This is a genomic window from Lichenicoccus sp. (assembly GCF_965277665.1).
Lineage (GTDB): Bacteria > Pseudomonadota > Alphaproteobacteria > Acetobacterales > Acetobacteraceae > Lichenicoccus.
The window spans coordinates 127,458-152,794 of record NZ_OZ255835.1; the positions used below are offsets into that span (position 1 = coordinate 127,458).

At 68.7% G+C, this 25,337-nt stretch carries 23 protein-coding genes; 16 read left to right on the top strand and 7 right to left on the bottom strand.

Features of this window, described 5'->3' with window-relative positions:
* Positions 1 to 26 precede the first annotated feature (26 nt).
* From ACQY4O_RS00590 to ACQY4O_RS00600, 3 genes are read left to right on the top strand one after another with little or no spacing between them, the layout of a single operon-like run.
* Positions 27 to 1,022 carry a 4-hydroxyproline epimerase gene (locus ACQY4O_RS00590; RefSeq protein ID WP_428374318.1) on the top strand — a complete coding sequence of 332 codons (996 nt, stop codon included), beginning with the start codon at positions 27 to 29 and terminating at the stop codon, positions 1,020 to 1,022.
* On the top strand, positions 1,019 to 1,723 hold the full coding sequence (locus ACQY4O_RS00595) for a GntR family transcriptional regulator (protein ID WP_428374319.1): 705 nt from the start codon (positions 1,019 to 1,021) through the stop codon (positions 1,721 to 1,723). The genes ACQY4O_RS00590 and ACQY4O_RS00595 overlap by 4 nt, the downstream gene beginning before the upstream one ends.
* Before the next feature lie 53 nt (positions 1,724 to 1,776).
* Positions 1,777 to 3,267: a peptide MFS transporter gene (locus tag ACQY4O_RS00600; RefSeq protein WP_428374320.1), complete on the top strand. Its 1,491-nt coding sequence runs from the start codon at positions 1,777 to 1,779 to the stop codon at positions 3,265 to 3,267.
* Here ACQY4O_RS00600 and ACQY4O_RS00605 read toward each other — a convergent pair.
* The 5 genes from ACQY4O_RS00605 to ACQY4O_RS00625 all read right to left on the bottom strand — a co-directional run bounded on the left by ACQY4O_RS00605 (position 3,240) and on the right by ACQY4O_RS00625 (position 7,633).
* On the bottom strand, positions 3,240 to 4,163 hold the full coding sequence (locus ACQY4O_RS00605; protein WP_428374321.1) for an SIS domain-containing protein: 924 nt from the start codon (positions 4,161 to 4,163) through the stop codon (positions 3,240 to 3,242). The two genes, ACQY4O_RS00600 and ACQY4O_RS00605, sit on opposite strands and share 28 nt — an antisense overlap.
* Before the next feature lie 80 nt (positions 4,164 to 4,243).
* Positions 4,244 to 5,131 (bottom strand): MBL fold metallo-hydrolase, encoded by an 888-nt coding sequence (locus tag ACQY4O_RS00610; protein ID WP_428374322.1) that lies wholly within the window; start codon positions 5,129 to 5,131, stop codon positions 4,244 to 4,246.
* A complete protein-coding gene (locus tag ACQY4O_RS00615) occupies positions 5,128 to 6,069 on the bottom strand; it encodes a phosphoglycerate dehydrogenase (protein WP_428374323.1) in 942 nt (313 codons plus the stop codon). The genes ACQY4O_RS00610 and ACQY4O_RS00615 overlap by 4 nt, the downstream gene beginning before the upstream one ends.
* A complete protein-coding gene (locus ACQY4O_RS00620; RefSeq protein ID WP_428374324.1) occupies positions 6,066 to 7,028 on the bottom strand; it encodes a shikimate dehydrogenase family protein in 963 nt (320 codons plus the stop codon). Before ACQY4O_RS00620 ends, ACQY4O_RS00615 begins: the two co-directional genes overlap by 4 nt.
* Positions 7,028 to 7,633 carry a glucose-6-phosphate isomerase gene (locus tag ACQY4O_RS00625; RefSeq protein ID WP_428374325.1) on the bottom strand — a complete coding sequence of 202 codons (606 nt, stop codon included), beginning with the start codon at positions 7,631 to 7,633 and terminating at the stop codon, positions 7,028 to 7,030. The genes ACQY4O_RS00620 and ACQY4O_RS00625 overlap by 1 nt, the downstream gene beginning before the upstream one ends.
* Positions 7,634 to 7,842: 209 nt before the next feature.
* Between ACQY4O_RS00625 and ACQY4O_RS00630 the strand changes: the two genes are divergently transcribed.
* The 5 genes from ACQY4O_RS00630 to ACQY4O_RS00650 all read left to right on the top strand — a co-directional run bounded on the left by ACQY4O_RS00630 (position 7,843) and on the right by ACQY4O_RS00650 (position 14,057).
* Positions 7,843 to 8,820: a substrate-binding domain-containing protein gene (locus ACQY4O_RS00630; protein WP_428374326.1), complete on the top strand. Its 978-nt coding sequence runs from the start codon at positions 7,843 to 7,845 to the stop codon at positions 8,818 to 8,820.
* Between the two features lie 14 nt (positions 8,821 to 8,834).
* Entirely contained in the window at positions 8,835 to 10,415 is a 1,581-nt protein-coding gene (locus ACQY4O_RS00635; protein WP_428374327.1) for a sugar ABC transporter ATP-binding protein, read from the top strand.
* Positions 10,416 to 11,411 (top strand): ABC transporter permease, encoded by a 996-nt coding sequence (locus ACQY4O_RS00640; RefSeq protein ID WP_428374328.1) that lies wholly within the window; start codon positions 10,416 to 10,418, stop codon positions 11,409 to 11,411.
* Between the two features lie 222 nt (positions 11,412 to 11,633).
* Positions 11,634 to 12,104 carry a DUF1203 domain-containing protein gene (locus ACQY4O_RS00645; protein ID WP_428374329.1) on the top strand — a complete coding sequence of 157 codons (471 nt, stop codon included), beginning with the start codon at positions 11,634 to 11,636 and terminating at the stop codon, positions 12,102 to 12,104.
* A 144-nt stretch (positions 12,105 to 12,248) separates the two neighbouring features.
* A complete protein-coding gene (locus tag ACQY4O_RS00650) occupies positions 12,249 to 14,057 on the top strand; it encodes an adenine deaminase (RefSeq protein ID WP_428374330.1) in 1,809 nt (602 codons plus the stop codon).
* On the opposite strand, the gene ACQY4O_RS00655 is transcribed toward ACQY4O_RS00650, so the two are convergent.
* Positions 14,032 to 15,387, bottom strand: coding sequence for an NCS2 family permease (locus ACQY4O_RS00655; RefSeq protein WP_428374331.1), 1,356 nt, complete (start codon positions 15,385 to 15,387; stop codon positions 14,032 to 14,034). The two genes, ACQY4O_RS00650 and ACQY4O_RS00655, sit on opposite strands and share 26 nt — an antisense overlap.
* 117 nt (positions 15,388 to 15,504) lie before the next feature.
* Between ACQY4O_RS00655 and ACQY4O_RS00660 the strand changes: the two genes are divergently transcribed.
* From ACQY4O_RS00660 to ACQY4O_RS00695, 8 genes are read left to right on the top strand one after another with little or no spacing between them, the layout of a single operon-like run.
* A complete protein-coding gene (locus tag ACQY4O_RS00660; protein WP_428374332.1) occupies positions 15,505 to 17,379 on the top strand; it encodes an adenine deaminase in 1,875 nt (624 codons plus the stop codon).
* A gap of 22 nt (positions 17,380 to 17,401) precedes the next feature.
* Entirely contained in the window at positions 17,402 to 18,391 is a 990-nt protein-coding gene (locus tag ACQY4O_RS00665) for an ABC transporter substrate-binding protein (RefSeq protein WP_428374333.1), read from the top strand.
* 47 nt (positions 18,392 to 18,438) lie between these two features.
* Entirely contained in the window at positions 18,439 to 19,236 is a 798-nt protein-coding gene (locus ACQY4O_RS00670; protein ID WP_428374334.1) for a creatininase family protein, read from the top strand.
* Complete coding sequence (locus tag ACQY4O_RS00675) at positions 19,233 to 20,633, top strand: FAD-binding oxidoreductase (protein WP_428374335.1); 1,401 nt, start codon at positions 19,233 to 19,235, stop codon at positions 20,631 to 20,633. The genes ACQY4O_RS00670 and ACQY4O_RS00675 overlap by 4 nt, the downstream gene beginning before the upstream one ends.
* Positions 20,630 to 22,303 (top strand): CocE/NonD family hydrolase, encoded by a 1,674-nt coding sequence (locus tag ACQY4O_RS00680; protein ID WP_428374336.1) that lies wholly within the window; start codon positions 20,630 to 20,632, stop codon positions 22,301 to 22,303. Before ACQY4O_RS00675 ends, ACQY4O_RS00680 begins: the two co-directional genes overlap by 4 nt.
* Positions 22,300 to 22,740 (top strand): cupin domain-containing protein, encoded by a 441-nt coding sequence (locus tag ACQY4O_RS00685; protein WP_428374337.1) that lies wholly within the window; start codon positions 22,300 to 22,302, stop codon positions 22,738 to 22,740. The genes ACQY4O_RS00680 and ACQY4O_RS00685 overlap by 4 nt, the downstream gene beginning before the upstream one ends.
* Positions 22,741 to 22,753: 13 nt before the next feature.
* Positions 22,754 to 23,521, top strand: a complete 768-nt coding sequence (locus ACQY4O_RS00690) for a cysteine hydrolase family protein (RefSeq protein ID WP_428374338.1) — start codon at positions 22,754 to 22,756, stop codon at positions 23,519 to 23,521.
* Positions 23,518 to 24,012 carry a DUF2165 family protein gene (locus ACQY4O_RS00695; protein ID WP_428374339.1) on the top strand — a complete coding sequence of 165 codons (495 nt, stop codon included), beginning with the start codon at positions 23,518 to 23,520 and terminating at the stop codon, positions 24,010 to 24,012. Before ACQY4O_RS00690 ends, ACQY4O_RS00695 begins: the two co-directional genes overlap by 4 nt.
* Here ACQY4O_RS00695 and ACQY4O_RS00700 read toward each other — a convergent pair.
* Entirely contained in the window at positions 23,997 to 25,298 is a 1,302-nt protein-coding gene (locus tag ACQY4O_RS00700) for a cytosine deaminase (RefSeq protein ID WP_428374340.1), read from the bottom strand. The genes ACQY4O_RS00695 and ACQY4O_RS00700 overlap by 16 nt on opposite strands.
* Positions 25,299 to 25,337 lie beyond the last annotated feature (39 nt).

Here is a 25,337-nt window from a genome sequence, read left to right on the forward strand (position 1 = left end):
TCCGCACGCAGAGGCTTCGCAAGACCATGAAGCAAACCTTTTTCTGCATCGACGGTCATACCGCAGGCAATCCGGTGCGGCTGGTGGCGGGCGGCGCGCCGTTGCTACGCGGCGGCTCCATGAGCGAGCGGCGACAGGACTTTATCGACCGGTTCGACTGGATCCGCACGGGCCTTTGCTTCGAGCCACGCGGGCACGACATGATGTCTGGCGGCTTCCTGTATCCGCCAACCCGGCAGGATACGGATGCCGGCATCCTGTTCATAGAGACCAGCGGCTGCCTGCCGATGTGCGGCCACGGCACCATCGGTCTGGTCACGTTCGCGCTCGAGCACGGCCTGCTGCAGCCACGCGAGCGGGGTCGAGCCAGGCTGGAGGTTCCGGCCGGCTTGATCTCGGTCTCCTATCAGGAGGATGAGAGCCGGGTGACGTCCGTGTCGGTCCGCAATGTGCCGTCCTACGTCGCCGCTACGGGTATCGAGGTCGACGTGCCCGGTCTTGGGCCGCTGGTCGTCGACGTGGCCTATGGCGGGAATTTCTACGTGATCGTGGAGCCCCAGGAGGGCTATGCCGGCCTCGATGCGATGGGCGCCCCCCGGCTGCTTGCGCTAAGCCCGCTGGTGCGCGCGCGAGTACAGGAAAAAATCGTGCCGGTGCATCCGCTCGATCCGACCATATCCGGGGTCAGCCACGTGCTATGGGCGGATGCAGGTGGCGATGCGGGGCATGGCCGCAATGCGGTGTTCTATGGCGACAAGGCGCTTGATCGCAGCCCATGCGGAACCGGAACCTCGGCCCGCCTCGCGCATCTGTGGAGCAGAGGTCGACTGAAGGTCGGTCAGCCGTTCCTGCATCAGAGCTACATTCATAGCCGCTTCACCGGCATCATTGCCGAGGAAACCGATCTTGCCGGTATGCCCGCGATTGTCCCGCTGATCGAGGGATCCGCGATCTCGACCGGCTTCAATACGATCTGGATCGACCGGAACGACATGTTCTGGAGAGGTTTTCAGGTGCTATGACCGGCCTCGGGCCACGCCAGGGACACCAATATTCCATGCTAGCCGCCACCGCCGCCCTCAATCGCATGCAGGTGCGGACCCTCGGTGACCGTATCCATGACCTGATGCGCGACCGGATCCTGTCGGGTAACCTCGTCGGCGGCGAACCGATCCGGCAGGATACGATAGCCGCTGAACTCGGCATCAGCAAAATTCCGCTTCGCGAGGCGCTGACCCGGCTGGAGCAGAATGGCCTCGTCAGTTCGCATGCCAATCGCGGCTACGTCGTCTCGCTCCTGTCGGCCGAGGAGGCGGAGGAGGTCTTCGCGTTGCGACTGAAGCTCGAGCCTGATGCGGTCGTGCGCGGCAGCCGACATGCTGTGTCGGCGGATCACAAGATGGCGGAAGCGGCGCTACTCGAACTCGAAGCCAGGATTCGCGCAGGCAGCCTCGAACAGGGTACCTACAACCGTCTGTTCCACATGACGCTGATCCAGCCCAGGGCCGGCCGCCTCACGGTTTCCCTGATCGAGCGGCTGAACATCATCGCCGATCGCTATGTCCGGCTTCACCTCAAGCCCGATGGCCGCAAGAGCCGCGCCAATGCCGAACATCGCGAGATCCTGGCCTGCTGGATCGGCCGCGACCTGCGTCGGCTCGACGCGCTGGTGCAGAGCCACATTCGCAACACGCTCAACGATCTGCGCCGGCAGCTCGGTTAGAACCGGCTGCGCGGCCCGGGGGAGCCGGATCCAGGGAGCACCGCTTGCACACCATGATGTCTGCCGAGCTTGCCGCACCGCCTCAGGCCCCGGCCGCCGACACGGCCTTCTTCGGCCATCCACGCGGCCTGGCGGTCATCGCCTTCACGGAAGGCTGGATCGGCTTCTCGCTGTACGGCACCCAGGCGTGCCTGATCCTCTACATGACGAGTGACCTGCTGCGCCCGGGCCATTCGGCACACATCATCGGCTTCAGCACGCTGCTCGCGCTCCTCAGGCCGGTTTACGGGAATCTGCAAGGCGAGCCGCTCGCCTCCGCAATCATGGGGCTCTACATCGCCCTGATCTGGGCCACACCGATTGCAGGCGGGATTCTGTCCGACCGCTGCATCGGACGGACCCGGACGATCCTGCTGGGCTGTTTGCTGATGACGGTCGGACATTTCCTGCTTGCCTTCGAGGCGAGCTTTCTCCTGGCCCTGCTGTTTCTGATCGGCGGCGTGGGCTGCGGCGCATGCGTCCAGGCACAGCTCGGATCGCTCTACGCGACGTCGGATCCCCGCCGCACGGACGCCTTCCAGATCTACTCGATGGCGGTCTGCCTGGCCGTCATACTGGCCCCGCTGATCTGTGGCACTCTCGGCGAGGCCTATGCCTGGCACTGGGGCTTTGCCGCCGCAGGATGCGGCATGCTGATCGGCCTGATCGTCTATCTTGCCGGCCGGCATACCCTGCCGCCCGAGGCGCCTGTCAGACGCCTGCCGCAGAGCGGTCGGTCCTCCGAGTTAAAACCAGGTGATCGCCAGGTCTTGCTGCTGCTCCTGCTGCTGCTGCCGATCGTGGCGCTGGTCCTGCTCGGCAACACGCAGCTCTTCAACGCCTATCTCATCTGGGCGAGAGAGAATTACCAACTCGTCTTCTTCGGCCACAGGATGCCGACAAGCTGGCTCCTGTCGATCGACGCCGCGATCAGCGTTGTCACCATACTGGTCTCGGTGGTCTTCTGGCGGTGGTGGGAGCGACATCACGCGGCACCGCACGAGCTCGCGAAAATGGCGATGGGAGCCGGGATAATGGCGACCGCTCCCCTGATCCTTGCCCTTGCGGCCTGGCAGGATGGCGGCCGACACGCGATCGGTCTGGAATGGGGGCTCGCCTTCCATCTGGTCAACTCGTTTGGTTTTGCCAACATCTATCCGATCGGGCTGGCGCTGTTCTCCCGCGTCGCGCCCAGCGCCCTTGGGGCAACGATCGTGAACGCCTACGGCTTGAACCTGTTTCTCTCGAACCTGCTTGCGGGCTCGCTGGGAGGACTGCTGCCCGATCTATCCGGTGCGCATTTCTGGTTACTGCATGCCGCCCTGATCGCCGTAGGCGCACTGATGCTGTTCACCGTGTTCAGGTCGTTCTCGGCCCTCCTTGTACGGCCGGGTCAAGCAGCCGAGTGGAGGGCCAGTGAACCGGCCTGCACGAAGCCGGCGACGTCGCCCGCATCGCCGGACTCGCCCGGAAGCGATCATTCCTCGTCGCTTGGTCCGGCGTGACGTGACCGCATGACGCTCAATTTCTTCTTCATGGCGGCGAGACGCTGCTGATGATCGCTGCCGCGTCGCATCGCGACCCCGACCGCCAGGATGTCGACCAGCACCAGCGCCGCCAGCCGGGAGATGGTCGGTGTATAGACGTCGGTGTTCTCGAGCGTCTCGATGACCAGGAGCAGGTCGCACAACCGGCTCATCCGGCGACCGGCGCGCCCGGAAATGCCGAGCACGCGCGCACCCGTCTCGTGCGCGGCCCGCATGGTTTCGAGCAGGGCCGAGGTCTGGCCGGTATTGGAGATCGCGACCGCCACGTCGCCTGGCTGCATCATCGAGGCCGCGATGAACTGCTGGTGCGAGTCGGAGTGCACGCCGCACGGCACGCCGAACAGCGGGAACTTCTGCTGCGCGTCCGCTGCCACGATCCATGACGCGCCGAAGCCGAAGAACTCGATGCGCCGCGCCGCAGCCAGCAGGTCGATCGCCTGCGCCACTGCCTCATGGTCGAGCTGGCTGCGGGCCCAGTCGAGACTGGTCATGGTGTAGTCGAACACCTTGTCGGTCAGCTTCTGCGGCGTGTCGGTCGCATCCAGCACCGACTGCGTGGCCGGGACGCCGAGTGCTACGCTGTGCGCCAGCTTGATCTTGAAATCCTGGAAGCCCTCGAACCCGAGCGCCGCGCAGAACCGCATCACCGTCGGCTCGCTCACCCCGGCGCGGCGCGCGGTCTCGGCGACGGTCGCCACCAGCGCCGCCTGCGGATCGGACAGGATATGCTCGGCGACCCGTCGGTCCGACTTCCTGAGCTCCGGCAGCCGCACCAGGATCAGTTCGAGAACGTTGCGCCCCGAGGGTGCCGGCCGCTCCGCGACGGCAACGCTCCTGTCCTCTCCGCTCGACATCGCGCTCCTGCTGACCTGTGGATGCTCCGCCTCGGGCGACGGGGAGCCACGCTAGAGCATGATGCATACATCATGCTGCTCTACCGTCCGGCATCCGGCGTTTCGCGGCCAAGCAGGAATGCATGTCGCGTGTCGGGCCGCAGAAGTCCAGGCCGCAACCCGGCTTCGGCCTGGCGCGCCGCCATTGCGTCGATTGCCGCGGGATCGGCGGTATTGAAGGCAAACAGCCCGAAATGATGCGCGATCAACGTCGCGATCCCGGTCTCGCCACAGAGCGCCACCGCTTCGTGCAGGGTGAAGTTGCCGGGCACGCCCGCCGCCGCGCGCTCACTGTCGCGCCCGTTCACCGGCAACAGCGCGAGCTCCGGAGTCAAGGCTCGAACCAGGGCGGCGAGCCCGGCAAACGGGATGCAGTCGCCACTGTGATAGAGCCGCCTGCCGTGTGCCTCGATGCCGTAGCCGAGGAAATGGTGCCGTCCGCGCGCATCCTGCTGCAGCCGCTCGTGCGCCGCCGGCACCGGGCGCAGCACCAGGTCGGTCTGCGGGAGCGGCCGCAGTGCCTGCCCGGCCTCGGCCAACACCAGCCGCCGGGCCTTCAGCCCCAGCGCCACGGCGTGGTGCTGCTCGGGCGCCGGGATCACGAAGCGGCAGTCCGGATGGCGCTCTGCCAGCACAAGCAGGGTATCCGGATCCATGTGGTCGCCGTGGCGGTGCGTGCAGACGACGAGATCGACACGCGGGACGGCGTCCGCTGCGATCGGCGCCGGCATCATCCGCGTATGCGGGAACCGCGTGTCGCGGTATTTCGTGGCCAATGAGTCGGACAGGTACGGATCCACCAGAACCACCGCCGCACCGATGCGCAGCACGAATCCCGCCTGCCCCAGCCAAGCCAGCGCCACGCCTTCATTCGGTTCGGCCAGCCAGCCGGCGAGCCCGTCCGGCAACGCCTGCCGGTCGATCCTCATGACGGCGGATGCGGCTCGCGCAGCGCGCGCCGCAGATTGGTGACCGCTGCGATGGTCGCGCGCCGCACGCTTTCGGCCGTCAGCGCGCCGATATGTGGCGTCGCGATGACCCGCGGATGCGCAAGCAGGGGCGATTGCATCGGCGGCTCGGCCACGAAGACGTCCGTCGAGTAGAAGCCGATCCGGCCGCGCTCGAGCGCCGCCAGCATCGCCACCTCGTCCACCAGCGCCGCCCGCGCCGTGTTCACGACAACACAACCCTGACGCATCCGCCGGATCGCGGCCGCGTCGAGCACCGCCGTCCCGCCTGTCGGCATCGGGCAGTGCAGCGACAACATCTCCGCCTCCGCCAGCACCTGTTCGAAGGGCGCCCAGCCGAAATCGCCGCCCGGGGTGAAGCCCTGGTCCGGATAGGGATCGTACACGCGCACGCGTGCATCGAGCGCCAGCGCGAACCGCGCGACCAGCCGCCCGACGGCGCCGCAACCGATCAGGCCGAGAGTACGGCCCTCGATCTCCAGCCCGGGCCGCCTCTCCCAGAGGCCACGCTTCAGCGCCATGCTCTGTTGCGGGATATGCCGCAGCGATGCCATCACCAGCCCAAAGGCGAGTTCCGCGACGCCGCGTGCGTTGGCACCCTCCGCCCGTAGCACCTTGATGCCGAGCCGCCGCGCCGCCTCCACCGGCAGGTTGTCCGAGCCGGTGCCGTTGCGGCTGATCGCCCGCAAGCCGGGCGCTGCCTCCAGCACGCGCGGGCTGACCGGCTCGACCCCGGCGAGCCAGCCGACGCAGCCGGGCAGCAGCGCCAGCAGGGCCGCCTCGTCCGGGGTCTCGCCGGCCCGGCTGAAGACCAGTTCGTAGCCGTCCTCCTCCAGCGCCTGCAGCGCCGGATCCGGATTGCGGGTCAGCGAGCGCGGCGTGATCAGGATGCGGTTCACGATCTCGTCCGCGGCCGGCGCGGCGCGCCGCCGGCGAGCGCCGACAAGGCGTCGAACGCCCGACCCGACGACGGGATGTCGATCGCGAAGACCTCTCCGATGACCTGCGTCCAGCCATGCAGGAAGTAGTTCCAGCCATCGAAGGTCGCGAGCCCGGACGCCGCCGCTTGCGCCTCGGCCTGATCAAGGAACAGCAGGTTGCCGCGATAGTTGAGCTCCCAGACCAGGCCGCCGGACGGGAACCGGGCGTTCGGACCGAGCGGCGATCCCGGCCGGTCCTTGCCCAGTCCGGTCGCATTCACCGTCAGCGAGCCGGGCGGCAGGTCATGCAGGATCTCGTCGTTCCGGACGCTGGACCGGCTCAGCACGTACTCGACCGCGAGGTCGCTGCCGAGACCGGCATGGAACCGGCGCAGACCGTCCAGACGCGCTTCGTCGACATCGGACACGATCATGCGGCGCGGCCGGCGCTCGCCGTGGCGCCGCTGCATCAGGTTCCAGCTGATGGCGGTGGTGGCACCGCCCGCGCCGATCAGGAAGGCATCGGCACCGCGCCAGTGGCCGGGCGGCACGATCGCATCGAGCGCAAGCCGTGCCGAGATCGGGTCCTTGGCATGGCCGATCAGCCGTCCGTCGCGCTTGGACAGGCAGCTCACCTCGTGCAGGGACAAGGCGTGCGGGTCGAGTGCGTCGAACAGGTCGGCCGCGGCATGCAGCAGGTCGATCTTGTGCGCCGTGACCAGCGCGCCCGCCGATCGCGGGTCGCGGCGGACGAACGACACCACCTCCCGATACGCCTCCGGCGACGCATGCAGCGGCAGGTCGATGCCGTTGATGGCGCAGGTCCCGAGCCCGAGTGCGTCCGCCCAGCGCGGAAAGATCGTCATGATCGACGACTGCCCGGTGCTCACGCCGATGAAATGCAGGGTCGGCACCGTGGCCGGAAGTGGACGCTGCATCACGCCGCCCCCGGGGCGGTGGTGCGCGGTCGGTAGCGCGGGTTCGGCACCTGCTTCCAGCCGCCGGCGCCGTCCACCACGATCAGGTCGCGCATGCCGCCGGCACGGGCGATGATCTCGTAGTCCTGGCCGGCATCCGCCGGATAGCAGAACAAGGTGATGAGCGGTTCGTCGCCGACATTGATGCTGCGATGGATCCAGTGCGGCGCCACATAGACCACGCCGTTCGGCGTCATCGCCTCGGCGCGGGTGCTGCCGTCGGCGAGCTCCATCAGCATGACGCCATGGCCGGACTGGCAGAAATAGATCTCCGGTCGATCGCTCACGGCATGGATGTGGCCGCGGGTAAAGATGAACTCGTGGCCGATCCTGCCCGGATACAGCGTGCTGGTGCCGAAGATGAGGTCGCCCGCCCGATCGGAGGGGCGGAACTCGTCGACCCGGTAGGCGACGTCGCTGCCGCGCGCTCGCGCGATCGACGCGAAGGCGGCCTCGTCCAGGAACAGGCCATCGAGGTCGCTGTAGCGCTTCTCGTAGCGACGGGTGCGCCCGGTCATCTCGCCGCCGGGCGCGACGAGCAGGGACGCGGGGAGAGGAGATGACATTGGCAGACCTTCCAGCGCATGACATACGCTACGCAATTACGTAGTCCTATTACGTGCAGGTGCGGCAAGGCAACCAGATTGCCGTCTTTTGCACCGCAAAACCCGGATTTGGCCTTGCCGGCCAGTCGGCAAGATGTTGTATTGCTCCCTTATAAGGGGGCGAAGCTACGGAAGCTGTTTCCGGCCGTGCCTCAGGGAGAACAGGGTCCATGAAGACGATGCTCGCGGCCGCCGCCCTCGTCGGCGGCGTGGCTGTTGCGGTCCAGGCCGCACCCGCGCAGGCCAGGACGATCAAGCTCGGCCTGTCCATGCTCACCCAGGATGCGCCCTACTACGCGGCGCTGCAGGCCGCGGTGCTGAAAGAGGCCAAGCTGCTCGGCGCGCAGGTGATCACCGCGGATGCCAACGGCGACATGCTCAAGCAGATCTCCGGCGTCGAGGACATGCTGTCGCAGAACATCGACGTGCTGGTGATGGATCCCAAGGATGCCAAGGGCCTGGTCGGGGTCACCAAGGAGGCCGCCGGCGCGCATGTTCCGGTGATCATCGTCGACAGCTCGATCGATCCGTCGGCGCCGGTGCTGACCACGATCCAGTCCAGCAATGCCGAGAACGGCCGCCTGATCGGCGACTGGCTGGTCGGCCACGTCAAGGGCGAGGCGCTGCATATCGCGCTGCTCAGCGGCGACCAGGGCAACGTGGTCGGCGAGGCGCGTCGCGATGGCGTCATGGAGGGCATCCTCGAGGCGCAGCTGCGCCAGATCGGCCATGCCGGCTTCACCGTTGTCGGACAGGGCTGGGGCGGCTGGACCCAGGAGGGCGGCGTGAAGGCGATGGAGGATCTGCTGACCGCGCATCCCGACATCAATGCCGTGCTGGCCGAGAACGACAGCATGGCGCTCGGGGCCATGCGCGCGATCCAGGATGCCGGCAAGGCCGACAAGAATATCCTCATCTTCGCCGCCGCCGACGGCCAGAAGGAGGCCGTGAAGCTGATCGAGGACGGCAAGTACGGCGCCACCGGACTGAACGATCCAGCCGTGATCGGCAAGATGGCGGCCGACCTCGCGGTGAAGGCCGCCGACAAGCAGGTGCCCGCCGGCTATCCGAAGATCACCTATACGCCGCCGGTCGCCATCACCAAGGCCAACGCCGCGGCGTACTACAAGCCCGACGCGCTGTTCTGACGCGGGGCGCCGGGATGTCGACCGAGCAGCTCCTGGTTGTTGCCGATGCGGCCGGTGCCCCCGCCCCCGCTTCTGGCGTGGGCGTCGAGATGACCGGGATCTCCAAGCTGTTCGGTGGCGTCCGCGCCCTGGACGAGGTGTCGTTTTATGCCAGGCCGGGCGAGGTGCACGCGCTGCTTGGCGAGAACGGAGCCGGCAAGTCGACGCTGATGAAGATCCTGGCCGGCGCGCATCAGGCGACCGGCGGCGAGATCCGCATCGGCGGCGAACGGGTCGCGATCACCTCGCCGCATGTCTCGCGCGCGCTCGGCATCGGTATCATCTATCAAGAGCTGGCGCTGGCGTCGGACCTGACGGTCGCCGAGAACATCTTCCTGGGAGAGCTGCCCGGCCTGGTGAACCCGCGTGCCCTGCGCGCGCGGGCGAAGGCGCTGCTTGACGATCTCGGCTTCGCCATCGATCCGGGCGCCATGGTGTCCAGCCTGCCGCTCGCCTTCCAGCAGGCGGTGGAGATCGCCAAGGCGATGTCCCGGCAGGTGCGTATCCTGATCCTCGACGAACCGACCGCGGTGCTCGCACCGCCGGAGGTGGAGCGGCTGCTCGACGTGGTGAAGGGGCTGTCGCGGCGCGGGGTCAGCGTGGTCTATATCTCGCACCGCCTCGACGAGATCTTCCGGATCGCCGACCAGATCACCGTGCTCAAGGACGGCCGCACCGTCGGCACCTATCCCGCCCACGAGATGAACGAGCGCCGGCTGATCTCGCTCATGGTCGGCCGCGAAGCCTCCCAGCTGTTTCCCAAGGTTGCGCGCCGGACGGGCGAGGCGCTGCTTCGTGTCGAGAAATTGTGCGCCTCCGGACTGGTCAAGGACGTCTCCTTCACCCTGTATGCCGGCGAGGTGCTGGGCATCGCCGGCCTGATCGGCAGCGGCCGCACCGAACTCGCGCGCGCGATCTTCGGCGCCGATCGCCCGGACAGCGGCACGGTCAGCGTCGCCGGCAAGCGTGTCAGCATTCGCAACCCGCGGCAGGGTGTGGCGGCGGGCATCGGGCTGGTGCCGGAAGATCGCAAGGGCCAGGGTCTGGTGCTGGCCCTGCCGATCCGACAGAACATGACCTTCACCACCCTGGCCCGGTACACCAGCAGGCTCGGGCTGCTCCGCGGCAGCGCCGAACGGCGCGCCGCCGAGGATGTCGCGCGCCGGACCACGATCCGCGCCGGCGATCTCGACCTGCCGGCGAGCAGCCTGTCCGGCGGCAACCAGCAGAAGGTGGTGCTGGCGAAATGGCTCGATGCCGGCTGCAGGATCATCATTCTGGATGAACCGACACGCGGCGTCGATGTCGGGGCGCGGGCCGAGATCTACCAGCTGATCGAGACCATGGCGGCGAGCGGCCTCGGCGTGATCGTCATCTCGTCGGACCTGCTCGAGGTGATCGGCGCCACCGACCGGGTGCTGGTGATGAGCGGCGGCCGCATCAGCGGCGCCTTGTCGCACGAGGACTGCACCGAGGCGCGCATCATGCAGCTGGCACTGCGCAGCGCCGCGCATGTCGGCGCCGATCCCGCCCAACCCGTGTCCAGGGAGGCCTGAATGGCCACGACCCGGATTGCCGAGGCGGCCAGCAGTGCCAGCCGCAAGCGCCGTATCGACCTGCGCTCGTTCGCGGCCAGCTACAGCACCATTGCGATCTTCGTGGTGCTGGTCCTGGTCGCAAGCTTCATCTCGACCAGCTTCCTGAGCAGCCGCAACATCGAGAACGTGCTGCGCCAGGTGGCCAGCACCGGCGTGATCTCGATGGGCATGCTGCTGGTGATCCTGACCGGCGGGATCGACCTGTCGGTGGGCTCGGTGGCCGCCCTCGGCAGCATCACCTGCGCCTCGCTGCTGACCTCGATGTCGCTGTGGGAAGCGGTGCCGCTCAGCCTCGCGGCCGGTGGCGCGATCGGCGTCATCTCCGGCTATTTCGTGGCGGTGCGCCGGATGCCGTCCTTCGTCGTCACCCTCGCCGGCATGACGATCGCGCGCGGCATCGCGCTGATCGTGTCGGAAGGACGGCCGATCTTCATGAGCGACAACGGCGCCTGGCTCGGCGACGGCTTCAACCGCGGCAGCCTCCTCGGCATTCCCCTGCCGGTGCTGCTGATGCTGCTGGTGTTCGGCGCCACCGCCTTCGTGTTGCGCCTGACCGCCTACGGGCGGCTGATCGTGGCGATCGGGTCCAACAGCGAGGCGGTGCGTCTGTCCGGCGTCAGGGTCACGCCGCGGGTGTTCTCGGTCTATGTCATCTCCGGCGTGCTGTCGGCGCTGGCGGGGATCATCATCACCGCCCGTTCCGGCGTCGGCTCCCCGGTGGTGGGCATCGGCACGGAACTCGATGTGATCGCGGCCGTGGTGATCGGCGGCGCCAGCCTGATGGGCGGCCGCGGCACCGCGCTCAACACGCTGATCGGCGTGCTGACACTCGGCGTGATCGGCAACATCATGAACCTGCTGAATGTGCCGGGCTATCACCAGGAGGTGGTGAAGGGCGTCATCATCCTGATCGCGGTGCTGCTGCAATCCTCGGTGTGGCCGCGCCGGGCCTGATGTTCATCGCAGCGCGCGCCGCTGCCGGTTTGGAGCGATGACGCGCGATCGGCTGCTCGGCCTGGCGGTTGCCGCGGGCATCGGGGCACAGGCCCTGCTGATCCGAAGGCCGCACCGCACGGACCCGAGGCTTCATGGCCGGGATTCGAATTCGACAGCAAGAAACGGGATGCCGATCTCACACCGGGCTGCTCCAGTCAGACACCAGCGCAGGAGAACCCCATGACCTTCCGCATCTCCGGCCTGTCATCGCAGCCGTTCCAACATCTGTTCGGCCTACCCGACGTCGCGTTAGCCAAGCACGGCGTGACGCGTTGCACGGCCGACAAGAGGCCGGGTTTTCCCGACCGGATCGAAATGCGCGATGCCGAGCCGGGCGAGACATTGCTGCTGCTCAACCACACCTGCCAACCCGCCGATACGCCCTACCGTGCCACCCACGCCATCTTCGTCCGAGAGGGAGCGTTCAACACTTATGACGCGGTGGGCGAGGTCCCAGACGTTATGCGAATTCGGTTACTATCGCTGCGGGCGTACGATGTCCTTGGTATGATGATCGATGCTGACGTTGTAGATGGCGTCGCGGTCGAGGCGTTGATCGACCGTATGTTTGCCAACGCTGCCACGAGTTACATCCACGTCCACAATGCCAAGCGGGGCTGTTACTCGAGCCGGATTGACCGGGCACCGTAGCCCAAGGGCGAATCATCGGTCTGTTGATCGAGAATGGCCTGCGGCTCTTGCCGACGCTGGGGATGGCGTGGCGCAGTTTTCGCAAGGGGGCGCCATTGCAGTGCGCCGGATCGCCGACCGCGGCGCCGCATCGGAGTCCCACCCATGGTCCATTCCGACGCGCCTGCCCAGGAGAAGCACGACCTCGACGATGCGACGCTGCGTGACCGCGCGGTGGCCGCCGCCCTCGGACACGCACCGTTCGATATCCTGCTGACCGGCGGCCGGGTCGTCGATGTCGCGACCTGCACGGTGCGTGCCGCCGATGTCGGCCTGGTCGGACCGTTGATCGCCAGCGTCCATCCCCCAGGCACGCGCTCCGACGCGCAGACCACGAGCGCGCTGCGCGGCGCGCTGGTCGCCCCCGGCCTGATCGACACCCACCTGCATGTCGAGAGCTCGATGGTGACGCCGCGCGGCTATGCGGAGGTGGTCGTGCCGCAAGGCACCACGACGATCTGCTGGGATCCGCACGAGGTCGGCAACGTCGCCGGGCTGGCGGGCGTCCGCTGGGCCTTGGAGGCCTCGCGCGCGCTGCCGCTGCGGATCCTGGTGCTGGGGCCGTCCTCGGTGCCGTCTGCGCCGGGACTGGAACGAGCGGGGGCGGCATTTCTCGAGGACGAGATGCGCGCCATGCTGTCCTGGCCGGAGGTGGCGGGCGTCGCCGAGGTGATGGACATGCGCGGCGTGCTCGGCCGCAGCCGGCGCATGCGCGGCATCCTCGATGCCGGGCTGGCGAGCGGCAAGCTGGTGTGCGGGCACGCTCGCGGCCTCGAGGGCGCCGAGCTCGTGGCCTTTGCCGCGGCCGGCATCCAGAGCGACCATGAGATCACCTCGGGCGAGGACCTGCTGGCCAAGCTGCAGGCCGGCTACACCGTCGAGCTGCGCGGCTCGCACGACGACGTGCTGCCCGGCGCGGTGGCGGCGCTGAACCGGCTGCCGGTCATTCCGCAGACCCTCACTTTGTGCACCGACGACATCCTGCCCGACGATCTGGTGGAAAAAGGCGGCATGGTCGACCTGCTGCGCCGCCTGGTGCGCTACGGGCTCGATCCGGTGCAGGCGTTGCGGGCCGCCACGCTGAATGCCGCCATGCGTCTGGGGCGGCGCGACCTGGGGCTGGTGGCACCGGGCCGGCGCGCCGACCTGGTGGTGCTGTCGGACCTGGAGGCGATGCGTGTCGATCAGGTGATCGCATCCGGCCGGCTTGTGGCGGCGGCCGGCCGGCTAACCGAGGCGCTGCGGCCGGACACCGCAACCGCGCCCACGGGCACGATGCGGATGTCATCCCTCAGCGCCGGTGATTTTTGCATTCGGGCTCCGGCTGCATCGGGCAGGGCGTGGCTACGCGTGGTGGATCAGCCGCGTTTCACCCGCTGGGCGGAGCGGGAGGCAGCCGTTGCCGATGGGGTCGTCGTGCTGCCGGACGACCTCACCCTCATGGCGGTGTCGCACCGGCATGGGCGGGCGGCCGCGACACCGGTGCTTGGCGTGCTCGGTAACTGGGGCCATTGGACCGGGGCGCTCGCGACCACGATCTCGCATGACAGCCACAACCTGACGGTGTTCGGCCGCGACGCAAACGACATGGCGCTCGCCGCCAACGTGCTCATCGCCTGCGGCGGCGGCATGGCGGTCGCGGCGGGCGGACGGCTGCTCGCGGTGGTGGAGCTGGAAGTCTGTGGCCTGCTCTCGGAGGCGCCGGCGGAGCAGGTGGCAGCCGCCTTCGCCTGCGTGCGAGAGAGCGCGATGCAAATCGCCGACTGGGGGCCGCCGCCGCTGGTATTCCGGGCCTGCACCGGCGCCAGCCTCGCGTGCAATCCGGGTCCGCATGTCACCGACCTTGGCATCACCGACGGCAGCACCGGCGCAGTGTATCCGGGCAGCATCATCCGCTTCGAAACGTCTCGGTGACCAGGACGACATAGCCGATCAGGATGATATCGATGCAGAGCAGCATCGGCGTGATCCGGTCCCAGGCGCGTGTCGCCAGGACGATCAGGGTATAGGCCAGGCAGCCGGTGGACAGACCCATCATCAGGTCGGTCGTGGTCACCGTGACGAGCAGGATCAGGATCGTGGCGATCGCATCCTCCGGACGCTCGCGCCCGAGGTCACGGATGCCCTCCATCATCAGCACGCCGACGATCACCAGGGCGGGTGCCGTCGCCTGGGCCGGAACGATCGCGATCAACGGCCAGAAGAACAGGCTGGCGCCGAACAAGGCGGCCACCACCACGGCTGTGAGTCCGGTGCGGCCGCCGCTCTCCACTCCGGCCGCGGACTCGACGTAGGCGACGACCGTCGGGCTGCCGAGCATCGCGCCGATGACGGAGGCGATGCCATCCGCGAGATAGGCGCGGCGCGCGTTCGGGATGCGTCCGTCGGCATCCATCATGCCGCCGCGCCGGGTCACGCCGATCAGGGTCGCGGTGGCCGAGAAGAAATCCGACAGGAAGAAATACAGCGTGATCGGCAGGACCAGGAAGACGTGCGACGTGAACTGGCGGACGTCGAAGGCGAACAGCAGGCTGCGCGGGATGCTGGGCAGGCTGACGATATGGGTCGGGTAAGGCGTCATCATCCGGCCGGCGCCCGCGGGCACGAACAGGCCAATGATGCTGACCGCCACGATCGACAGCAGCAGCGCGCCAGGAATGCGCAGCGCCAGCAATACAGGGGTGAACAGCATGCCCAGGAACACGACCAGGATCGCGGGGTGCCGCAGGCTGGCGAACGAGACGCCGCCATGGGCGTCATGCATGACGATGCCGCCATTCTTTAGCCCGAGATAGGCGATGAACAGGCCGATACCACATTGCAGTCCCAACCGGATGGCTTCGGGAAAGCCCTGCACGAGCCGGTCGCGGAACCGCGTCAGCGACAGGCAGACGAAGATCAGCGCGCCGATCAGCACCATCGTGAGCGCGGTGCCGTAGGACAGTCCCATGCGCACCACGACGACCTGCGCGAACACGATGTTCGAGCCCATGCCGGGCGCGAGCGCGATCGGCAGCCGCGCGAACAGCGCCATGATGAGGGTGCCGACCATCGCAGCGAGGGCGGTGACCGTGATCAGGTCATGCACGTTGGCGCCGGTTGCCGACAGGATCGCAGGGTTGACGACGACGATGTAGCTCATCGCGCCGAAGGTGGTGAACCCCGCGATGACCTCACGGGAGATCGTGCTGCCGCTGGCGGAAATCCCGAAACTCAATGCGGCGCCGCGTGCCCGAGGTCGCATAACCTTGGTCAATCCATCAACTCCGCATTCGCCGGCCTGTGCTGGCCCGGTTCGTGCAAGATCCGCGCCGGAGCGGATCGCTGCTCGACCCGCGTTGCAGCCGGCAGGTGAGCGTAGATGCTGCCCAATGACCTGATTATCGGTGACCTGATCATCGACGCCGCCGACGAGGTCCGCATCCGACAGGATCTCGTGCTGACGGCACTCGGCAAGCGCCCTGCCGATGTGGCGCTGCGGGTCGGCCGGCTGCTCGATGTGCATACGCGCCGCTGGCTGCTCGACCAGGACATCGTCATCAAGGGCCGACGCATCGCCTGGGTCGGCCCGGCCGGCTACTATCCCTGCGAGGTGCGGGCTCGGCATGAGCGCCCCGACCTGTCGGCGGTCCCGGGCTTCGGCGAGGTGCACAAGCATATCGAGAGCACGCATCTGACGCCGGAGCACGAGGCGGCGCTGGTGCTGCCGCGCGGCAATACATGGACGTGCGAGGCCAGCCACGAAATGTCCAACGTCGATGGTCCGAACAACCTCGATTTCTGGCTGCAGGCGCGGCGGCAGGGCTCGCCGCTCAAGATCTTCCCGCTGCCGGGATCGGCGGTGCCGCCCACGGCATACGAGAAGAGCGGCGGCCATTTCGGCTATGCCGAGCAGTCGGGTTTCCTCCGCGACAGCCTGATGGTCGCCGGTCTCGACGAGGTGATGGACTGGCCGTCGGTCTGGAACCCGGACAATCCGTCCTACGGGCGGCTCTGGGGCATGATCCGGGCAACCTTCGAGCAGCGCGGCGTGGTCGAGGGGCACGGCGCGGGGTTGCGCGACCGGTCGGTGATCAACGCGTTCGCGGCCGCCGGCCTCGCCTCCGATCACGAGGTCGCGACCGTCCAGGAGGTGCTGGAGAAGCTCGCCGCCGGCATCTTCGTCGAGCTGCGCCCGAGGGCGATGGGCACGGTGATCCCGGCGTTGCTGGCAGCGGGTCTCACCGATTTTTCGCAAGTCGCGCTCACCACCGACGACCGGTCGGCGACGGATACGCTGCGGGACGGCGCCAGCGACCATAATGTGCGCGTGGCGATCGCCGCCGGCCTGCCGCCCGAGATCGCGATCCAGTGCGTGACGATCAATCCGGCGCGGCACATGCGGCTGACGCCCTGGGTCGGCAGCCTCTCGCCCGGACGGTATGCGGACGTCGTCCTGCTGTCCGATCTGGCCCGCGTCGATATCGCGGAAGTCTGGGCCGACGGCGCGCAGGTCTCGCGCGGCAAGCAGTATGTCGGCGCGACCCCGTCGATCGACTGGCCGGGTTGGGCCCGGCAGACGATCCATATCGGTCGCACGCTGCAGACTGCGGATTTCGCGATCAGGGCCGAGCCGGGTCGCGAGACGATGCAGGCGGCCGTGCTGCGTCCGTTCCATTGGGCCGACGATTTCCTGACCGAGACGCTCGCTGTCGCGAACGGCGAGGTGCAGCGTGACGAGGCGCGCAACATCACCAAGTTCGCGCTGGTCGACCGGTTCTCGGGCCAGGGCCAGGTGTCGCGGATGTTCTGGCGTGGCTGCGGCCCGCGTGATCCGGACACCGCCTTGGGCTGCTCGGTCGCGCATGATGCGCACAATATCTGGGTGGTCGGATCGTCCGACGCGGCGATGGCGCAGGTGGTCAACCAGATCGCGGTGCAGCAGGGTGGCTGGGCGCTGGTGCGTGGCGGCCGGCTGGTGGCCAGCGTCACCTTCGAGATCGGCGGCCTGATGACCGCCCGCCCCGCCGAGGCGCTGGATGCGGAAATGCAGGCGCTGTACAGGGCCGCGGACGGCATCGACTGGATGTACGAGCCGACGTTCCAGGACAATTGGCCGCCCGGCTTCCCGGAACGACTGATCTTTGCCACGCTGACCTGCGCGCCGTGGCGCTGGGTGCTGGTGGCGCCGCACTCACGAGCGCCCGAAGGCTTCGTCAATGTGCAGACCGGAGCGACGCATCCGGTCGTCTGGTAGGAATGGGAAGGTGCCTGTTGGCATGAACGGGATCACTCTCGGCAGGCGCTCCCTGCTTGCGGCCGCCACGACGCTTGCCTCGCCGGTGCCCTGGTGTCGCGCGGCCGACCGCGGCAAGCCGCTGCGGCTGCTCACCAACTGGTTCGCCCAGGCCGAGCATGGCGGCTTCTACCAGGCGCAGGCGCTGGGGCTGTACGACAAGGCCGGTATTGACGCCGTCATCGGCATGGGCGGCGCGCAGGTGAATACGGTGCAGCTGCTGCTGGCCGGGCAATGCGACGTCGCACTCGCACAGCCCGAGCAGGTGCTGGATGGGATCGCGCACGGGCTGCCCCTGGTCGCCGTCGCGACCACCTTCCAGAAGGGCATCGGCGGCCTGCTCGCGCATCCGGACATCACCGACCTCGCGCAGCTGCGCGGACACCCGATCCTGATCAGCCCGGAGGGGCGCATCACCTACTGGCCCTGGCTGCGGGCCCGCTACGGGTTCACCGACGACCAGGCGGCGCCGTACACCTTCAACATCCAGCCGTTCCTGTTCAATCCGCGGCTGGCGATGCAGGCGTTTGCGACCTCGGAGCCGTATGCGGTGCAGCAGCGGCATGTGCCCTATCGTTTCTTCCTGCTCGCCGACGCCGGCTATCCCGGGTTCGGCAACATGCTGGTCACCACGCGGGCCACGCTCGCGGCACGCGGCGCGGCGCTGGCGGCCTTCCTGCACGCCAGCATGACCGGCTGGAAGGACGTGCTGACCGGCGATGCCGCGCCGGCCCGCCGCGCCATCATGGCGGCGAACCCGCAGATGACCGCCGACCAGATCGACTGGTCGTTCGCCGAGCTGCGCCGGCTGCAGGCGGTCGCCGCCCCCGGCCAGTATATCGGCCGCTTCGATCCGGCGGCCTGGCAGCGCATCCGGGACCGCGACATCGTCACCGGGCTGATACCGGCCTCGCTCGACTGGCGCTCGGCCTTCACGACGGAGTTCGACAGCGCGATGGATGTGACGCTGTGACGGCCCAAGGAGTCGCAAAACGCCTGCCTGCACGGCTTTGGCAGGAGATGAGCTGGCCGGAGTTCCGGCGGCTGCCGGCCGACACCGTGGCGGTGCTGCCGGTCGGCGCCATCGAGCAGCACGGGCCGCATCTGCCGGTCACTGTCGATAGCTGCATCAATGCCGCGCTGCTGGCCCGGGCACTGGCGGCAGCGCCGGACGACCTGCCGGTCACCGCCCTGCCGATCCAGAGCGTCGGCAAGAGCGAGGAGCACATCGCCTACCCGGGCACCCTGCTTCTCTCAGCCGAGACCCTGACCCGCGTGCTGGTCGAGCTGGGCGAGAGCGTCGCCCGGGCCGGGGTGCGCCGGCTGCTGCTGCTGAACTCGCATGGCGGCCAGCCGCAGGTGCTCGACATCGTCGCCCGTACGCTGCGCCGGACGCACGCGCTGTTCGTGGTCAATGCGAGCTGGGGCGCGCTCGGCATGCCGGATGGATTGTTCAGCGCCGGGGAGCGCCGGTTCGGCATCCATGGCGGCGAGATCGAGACGTCGCTGATGCTGCATCTGCGCCCGGACCTGGTGCGCATGGACCGCGCGCAGGATTTCCGTTCGGCGGCGATGGACCTCGCGACCGAGGGCGCGGTGCTGGAAGCGGAGGGCCGGATCGGCTTCGGTTGGCTCACCCAGGACCTGCACGTTGCAGGCGCTTGCGGCAACGCGCTGGCGGCCACCGCCGAGAAAGGACGCCTGGTCGCCGAACACCAGGTCGGGCACTTCCTGCGCCTGGTCGGCGAGATGGCCGCCTACGACCTCCGGCGGCTGCGTCCGGACGACGCGATCGATGCAGGAGAGGGCGCACCATGACCGAGAGTGCCTGCACCAGGACCGGGGGCAACATCGACGCCTTCCTGGCGGCGCTGGGCGGGGTGCCGGCGCACACCGACCCGGTGCTGGTACGTCGCAAGAGCCGCGACTTCTTCTGGTACAGCCCGGTGCTGAAGCGGCAGCTCGACGGGCTGGTGGCCGACCTCGTGGTGCAGCCGCGCGACGAGGCCGAGCTGCTGCATGTGGCGGCGTTGGCCCGGTTGCACGGCGTGCCGCTCACCGCGCGCGGCGGCGGCACCGGCAATTACGGCCAGGCGGTGCCGCTGCAGGGCGGCGCGGTACTCGACATGGCAAGTTTCGACCGCCTGCTCTGGGTGCAGGGCGGCGTCGCCCGGGTGCAGGCCGGCATGAACCTGCTGGCGCTGGACCGCGCGCTGCGCGCCCAGGGCCAGGAGATCCGCCTGTATCCCTCGACCAAGCGCACCGCCTCGATCGGCGGCTTCGTCTGCGGCGGCTCCGGCGGCATCGGCTCGGTCACCTGGGGCGGGCTGCGCGACCGCGGCAACCTGCTGGCAGTGCGGGTGGTGACGCTGCAGGACCCGCCGCGGGCGATCGAGCTGGCCGGGGACGAGACCGATGCGATCAACCACGCCTACGGCACCACCGCCGTCGTCACCGAGCTCGAGATCCCGGTGCAGCCGGCCGTGCGCTGGCGCGAGGCGGCCTGGAGTTTTCCGGAGTTCCCCACCGCCGCCGGCTTCGGGCTGGCGCTGGCAGCCCAGGCCGGCATCGAGACGAAGCTGGTCACCGTCACCGACGCGCCGCTGACGCCGTTCTTCGCGCCGCTGCGCGAGACCGTGCCGCAGGACCATTCGCTTGCCATCACGCTGGTGGCGCCGGGCGGGATGCCGCCGGCACGCGCCCTCGCGCAGCAGTTCGGCGGCACGTTGCGCCACGAGGGCGATCTCGCCGAGGCGGAGGACGATCCGGCCCGCACGCCGCTGTACGAGCTGACCTGGAACCACACCACGCTGCAGGTGCTCAAGCGCGACCGCGGCTTCACCTACCTGCAATGCCTGTATCAGCCGGACCGGCTGCTGGAGCGGATCGAGCGCATCCGTGCCCGGTTCGGCGACGAGCTGATGATGCATCTCGAATTCATGCCGTCTGGCAGTGCGGCCGGGCGCATGACCTGCTCGGCGCTGCCGGTGCTGCGCTACACCAGCGAGGCGCGGCTCGACGAGATCATCCGGCTGCACGAGGCGGATGGGGTGATGATCGCCAACCCGCACGTGTACACCGTCGAGGATGGCGGCATCCACCGCGTTGCCTCACCCGACCTCGCGGCGGCCAAGGCACGGTTCGATCCGCTCGGGCTGCTCAACCCGGGCAAGCTGCGCGGCGCGCCGGCAAGGCCTGGCGCCGCCGCAGCATGAGCCGTCTTGCCGTGCGGCCGCCGCGCACGGATCTGATGACCGCGCGCGACGGCATCACCCTGGTCGCCGACATCTGGGAGCCGGAGGACGGCGGTCCTTACCCGGTGCTGCTGATGCGCCAGGCGTACGGCCGCCGCATCGGCACCTCGTTGTGCTACGCGCCGCCGGCCTGGTACGCGTCGCACGGCTTCATCGTCGTGCTGCAGGATGCGCGCGGTCGCGGCGACAGCGGCGGCGCGTTCGAGCTGTTCCGGTTCGAGGCGCAGGATGGCGCCGACAGCGTGGCCTGGGCGGCAGCCTTGCCGAACGCCACTGGCCGGGTCGGCATGTTCGGCTTCTCGTTCCAGGGCACCAACCAGCTGCTGGCGCTCAGCGAGCCGTGCCCGGCGCTGCGCGCGGTGGCGCCGGCGATGATCGGCTGGGACCTGCGCACCGACTGGGCGTACGAGAACGGCGCGTTCGCGCTGCGCGCCAACCTGGGCTGGGCCATGCAACTGATGGCGGAGACCGCGCGCCGGGCCGGCGATGATGCGGCGCAGGCCGAGCTGTTCGCTGCCAGCCGCGCCCTGCCGCTGCACGGCGAGCGGCCCGGACGGCCGGACATCATGCAGCGGCTCGGCCATTGGGGGCACTATGCTGGCTGGGCCGACCGCCCGGAGGACGATGCGGACTGGCGCGCGATCTCGCCGGCGGCGCATGTGGACGCCATCGTCGCCAACCGCCCGGCGGTGTTCCTGATCGGCGGCTGGTACGACAGCCATCTGCCCGGCACGCTGGCCGCCTGGCGCGCGCTGCACGAGCGGCTGCCGCTGCGCCTTGTGGTCGGGCCGTGGGCGCATTTCCCGTGGGACCGCCGGATCGGCGACCGCGATTTCGGGCCTGCCTCGATCACCGACATCGACCAGCAGCAGGTCGCCTGGTTCGATCGCTGGCTCAAGGGCGACGATCTCCCGGATCCGGAAACTGTCGTCCGGCTGTTCGACATGGGCGCGCTGTGCTGGCGCGAAATGCCGGCACTCCCGGACCCGTCGAGGGCACTGTGGCCGACAGCCAGCGGGCGCGCCGCGATCGACATGCGCGACGGCCGGCTCGAGGCGGAGCCGGGGGCGCCGTCGGAGGAATACCTGGTGCACGATCCGTGGCGGCCGCCGGCGCCGTGCGGCGGCCGCTTCGGCCAGCCGCCCGGTCCGATCGACCGCCACGCCACCGACGCGCGTGCCGACGTGCTGACCTTCACCACCGAGGCGTTCACGCAGCAGCACCTGCTGTGCGGCGCGCTCGCGCTGGAGCTCGACGTCGCGGCCGACGGCGCCTTCGACCTGCATGCCACCGTGTCGGTGGTCGCCACCGGCGGCGCCAGCTGGGCGCTGGCGGAGGGCTATGGCAGCTTCGACCGCCCCGATGCGAACCGGGAGCCGTGTTGTCTGCCGCTCCGCGCCACCTGCATCACGCTTGCGGCCGGCGAACGGCTGCGGCTGTCGGTCGCCGCCGCCTGCTTCCCGGCCTTTGCGGTCAATCCAGGGTCCGGCGAGCGGCCGTGGGATGCCTCCCTCGCATCGCTCCGTGTGGTGACGCTGACCCTCCGGACCGGCGCCAGTTCCGTGCTCCGGCTGCCGCTCGGCCCGGCATTTGCATCGACCACGTCGAGTTCCAGCGAGGTTTCGCCATGATGCCCGTCTTCAGCGAGCACCCCGTCACCAGGCGTCCCGTCTCGGAGGTCGAGGCGTTCCGCATCGCGCCTGGCGACAGCAACTATTTCGCGCTGCTGCTGGACAAGACGGCCGGGGGGACGAATGCGGTCTGCGTCGTCGAGATCTTCACCGTGGGCGGCCGTACGCCGCCCAACACCCATGCCGCTGCCGACGAGTTCTTCTATGTGCTGAGCGGCACCGGCATCGCCCGCTGCGACGGCAGCGAGGTGCCCTTGCGCAAGGGCGACGCGCTGCTGGTCAAGCCGGGTGCCGAGCACGTGGTGGAGAATACCGGCGACGCGAAGCTCTACACGCTGACGGTGATGACGCCGAACGAGGGCTTTGCCGAACTGATCCGCGGCGGCGAGCGCGTGCATCTCGATGCCGAGGATCTCGCGGTGCTGTGCGAGGAATGAAGCAACGTCACTCATGAAGCGCCTGGGCAGCGTCGGGCATAATGCCTGGCACGTCTCTCCGGATCAGGTCGACATGGCGCGCCGGCGACGCGCGCCGGTGCCGCGCCTGGTCGCTGCCCTGCCGCGTCCGGTGCGGATCGATCTTGCTGCCTGCGCGATGATCGTGATCGACATGCAGAACGATTTCTGCCACCCGGGCGGCTGGCTCGCCGGCATCGGAGTCGACGTGACGCTGACGCGGGCACCGGTCAAGCCGCTGCGCCGCCTGCTGCCGGCGCTGCGGGCACAGTCGGTGCCGGTGCTGTGGGTGAACTGGGGCAACCGGCCCGACCGGCTGAACCTGAGTCCGTCGCTGCACAACGTGTACGATCCGTGTGGCGACGGGGCAGGGCTGGGCGCACCGCTCGCGGAGGACGGATCGGGCGTGCTGGAAGCGGGCAGCTGGGGTGCTGCCATCATCGACGAGTTGCAGCCCGCGCCTGAGGACGTGCATGTCGCCAAGTATCGCATGTCGGGCTTCTGGGACACGCCGCTCGACAGCATCCTGCGCAACCTGCGCATCGACACGCTGCTGTTCGCCGGCGTCAATGTCGACCAGTGCGTGATGGCGACGCTGCAGGATGCCGGCTGCCTCGGCTATGATTGCCTGCTGGTCGATGACTGCGCCGCCACCACTTCGCCCGCCTTCTGCCTGGAGGCGACGCGCTACAATGTCCGGCAGTGCTACGGCTTCACCACCGACGCGGACGCGCTGATCAAGGCGGCAGACGCGTCCGAATGACGCCGAACCGTTCCGCCCGCACCGCCAAGATCGGCATGGTGTTCAGCCTCGCCGCCTTTGCGCTTCTGGTCGCGTTCAACAACGTCACCGACACCCGATCGAACTTCCTGTTCGTGCAGCATGTGCTCGACATGGACACAACGTTCCCCGGCAGTGCTTTGCGGTGGCGCGCGCTCCGGCTGCCCCTCGAATGGCACGCGGCCTACCTCGCGATCATTCTTGGCGAATTTGCCACCGGCCTGTTGTTCGCCGTCGCCGGCGTCCGGATGCTGCGTTCCCGCGCGGCCACATCCGAAATGTTCGCAGGTGCCAGCCGGCTCGTGCATTATGCGACGCTGGCCGGCTTCCTGGTCTGGTTCACCGGCTTCAGCGTGGTCGGCGGCGAATGGTTCGCGATGTGGCAGTCGCAAAGCTGGAACGGCCAGGAGCCCGCCTTCCGCTTCTTCATCACGATGCTGGCGGTCGGGCTCTATGTTCAGCAGCCAGAATGAAACAGCCCGTCCAGCTCGCGATAGCGTGGCGGCGTTGTGGCGGTGGGGCGCCCGCTTCGGATCACCAGACGGTCCGCCTGCGGACGCGAGAGCAGCTCGTTGAGGCTGCGTGCGTCGAACACCACGAGATCTGCCGGGCCGCCGATGGCCAACGGTGCCGGGCGCCCCATCCATTCGGCCGGCCGCGTCGTGATCGCGCGCGGCCAGTCCAGGAACGGGTGATCCAGATGGCCGATGCGGACCGACTGGCTGAACACCTCCAGCATGTCGAGATCGCCGTAGGCGAAGAACGGGTCGCGCGTGTTGTCGCTCGCCAGCATGACCGGCACGCCGGCGGCGGCGAGTTCGTGCAGCAGCGTGATGCCGCGCCAGCGCGGCGTGGCACCCGGCTGGCGGTCCTGCAAATAGAGGTTGCACAGCGGCAGGCTGACGATGCCGAGCCCGGCCTCGGCGACCAGCGCGATGGTCTCTCGCCGGCGCGGCTCCGGCTGCACCGCAAGGCTGCAGCAATGCCCGCACAGCACGCGACCGCGATACCGGTGCCGGAGGGCCGCGCGCGCCACCTGCTCGAGCCCGGTGCCGGTCTCGACGCCGTTCTCGTCGACATGCAGGTCGAGATCGAGGCCGTGCTCGCTCGCCAAGCCGAACAGCCGGTCGAGCGCGTCCGCGAGACCGGGCTCGTGCACCACCAGGCCGCCGAGCATGCCGCCCTCGGTCGCCGCCACCTGGCGCGCGATTGCCCGTCCGACGTCGCCGGCAAGCTGCCCCAGCAGACAGAGCGAGGCCGCCTGCAGATCGATGCGTCCGCGCCAGCGCGCCTGCAGTTCGCGGAACAGCGCCCAGACGATGTCGAGATGCGGCGCGAAGCTGTCGAGATGGGTGCGGATCGCCGAGGTGCCGTGCGCGTACGCCGAGCGCAGCGCGAACTCCATGCGCACCGCGATATCGTCGCGCGTCCAGTGCGCCTCCCGGTCGGTCGCGGTCGCCGTCAGCGCCTGCGCGAACGTGCCGTCCGGATTCGGCGCGCGCTGCCAGATCTGGCCCTTATCGAGATGGGTGTGGATGTCCTGGAAGGTCGGCCAGACCAGGGCGCCGTCCAGTTCGACGGCTGGCACGCCGGGTCTCTCGAGGCCTGCGCCAAGAGCCGCCAGCCGACCGCCTTGCACCAGCAGATCGACCCGCACCAGGTCCTCGGTTCCCCTCGCCTGAACAAGGCAGGCCGGCACCCGCGCGTCACGCAGGATGTAGGTGTCGCTGTCCGGGAGGTCGAGGAACGGCGTGATCATCCGTGCGAGCAGACCAAGCCGAAACCGGCGATGCAAGCG

What these genes read in the sequence shown, in the direction of transcription:
- ACQY4O_RS00595 (WP_428374319.1), top strand. Translation starts at nt 1,019, where the DNA reads ATGACCGGCCTCGGGCCACGCCAGGGACACCAATATTCCATGCTAGCC.
- ACQY4O_RS00610 (WP_428374322.1), bottom strand. Translation starts at nt 5,131, where the DNA reads ATGAGGATCGACCGGCAGGCGTTGCCGGACGGGCTCGCCGGCTGGCTG.
- ACQY4O_RS00680 (WP_428374336.1), top strand. Translation starts at nt 20,630, where the DNA reads ATGAGCCGTCTTGCCGTGCGGCCGCCGCGCACGGATCTGATGACCGCG.
- ACQY4O_RS00675 (WP_428374335.1), top strand. Translation starts at nt 19,233, where the DNA reads ATGACCGAGAGTGCCTGCACCAGGACCGGGGGCAACATCGACGCCTTC.
- ACQY4O_RS00660 (WP_428374332.1), top strand. Translation starts at nt 15,505, where the DNA reads ATGCTGCCCAATGACCTGATTATCGGTGACCTGATCATCGACGCCGCC.
- ACQY4O_RS00600 (WP_428374320.1), top strand. Translation starts at nt 1,777, where the DNA reads ATGATGTCTGCCGAGCTTGCCGCACCGCCTCAGGCCCCGGCCGCCGAC.
- ACQY4O_RS00690 (WP_428374338.1), top strand. Translation starts at nt 22,754, where the DNA reads ATGAAGCGCCTGGGCAGCGTCGGGCATAATGCCTGGCACGTCTCTCCG.
- ACQY4O_RS00620 (WP_428374324.1), bottom strand. Translation starts at nt 7,028, where the DNA reads ATGCAGCGTCCACTTCCGGCCACGGTGCCGACCCTGCATTTCATCGGC.
- ACQY4O_RS00640 (WP_428374328.1), top strand. Translation starts at nt 10,416, where the DNA reads ATGGCCACGACCCGGATTGCCGAGGCGGCCAGCAGTGCCAGCCGCAAG.
- ACQY4O_RS00670 (WP_428374334.1), top strand. Translation starts at nt 18,439, where the DNA reads ATGAGCTGGCCGGAGTTCCGGCGGCTGCCGGCCGACACCGTGGCGGTG.
- ACQY4O_RS00650 (WP_428374330.1), top strand. Translation starts at nt 12,249, where the DNA reads ATGGTCCATTCCGACGCGCCTGCCCAGGAGAAGCACGACCTCGACGAT.
- ACQY4O_RS00695 (WP_428374339.1), top strand. Translation starts at nt 23,518, where the DNA reads ATGACGCCGAACCGTTCCGCCCGCACCGCCAAGATCGGCATGGTGTTC.
- ACQY4O_RS00635 (WP_428374327.1), top strand. Translation starts at nt 8,835, where the DNA reads ATGTCGACCGAGCAGCTCCTGGTTGTTGCCGATGCGGCCGGTGCCCCC.
- ACQY4O_RS00665 (WP_428374333.1), top strand. Translation starts at nt 17,402, where the DNA reads ATGAACGGGATCACTCTCGGCAGGCGCTCCCTGCTTGCGGCCGCCACG.
- ACQY4O_RS00685 (WP_428374337.1), top strand. Translation starts at nt 22,300, where the DNA reads ATGATGCCCGTCTTCAGCGAGCACCCCGTCACCAGGCGTCCCGTCTCG.
- ACQY4O_RS00700 (WP_428374340.1), bottom strand. Translation starts at nt 25,298, where the DNA reads ATGATCACGCCGTTCCTCGACCTCCCGGACAGCGACACCTACATCCTG.
- ACQY4O_RS00625 (WP_428374325.1), bottom strand. Translation starts at nt 7,633, where the DNA reads ATGTCATCTCCTCTCCCCGCGTCCCTGCTCGTCGCGCCCGGCGGCGAG.
- ACQY4O_RS00605 (WP_428374321.1), bottom strand. Translation starts at nt 4,163, where the DNA reads ATGTCGAGCGGAGAGGACAGGAGCGTTGCCGTCGCGGAGCGGCCGGCA.
- ACQY4O_RS00645 (WP_428374329.1), top strand. Translation starts at nt 11,634, where the DNA reads ATGACCTTCCGCATCTCCGGCCTGTCATCGCAGCCGTTCCAACATCTG.
- ACQY4O_RS00590 (WP_428374318.1), top strand. Translation starts at nt 27, where the DNA reads ATGAAGCAAACCTTTTTCTGCATCGACGGTCATACCGCAGGCAATCCG.
- ACQY4O_RS00655 (WP_428374331.1), bottom strand. Translation starts at nt 15,387, where the DNA reads ATGCGACCTCGGGCACGCGGCGCCGCATTGAGTTTCGGGATTTCCGCC.
- ACQY4O_RS00630 (WP_428374326.1), top strand. Translation starts at nt 7,843, where the DNA reads ATGAAGACGATGCTCGCGGCCGCCGCCCTCGTCGGCGGCGTGGCTGTT.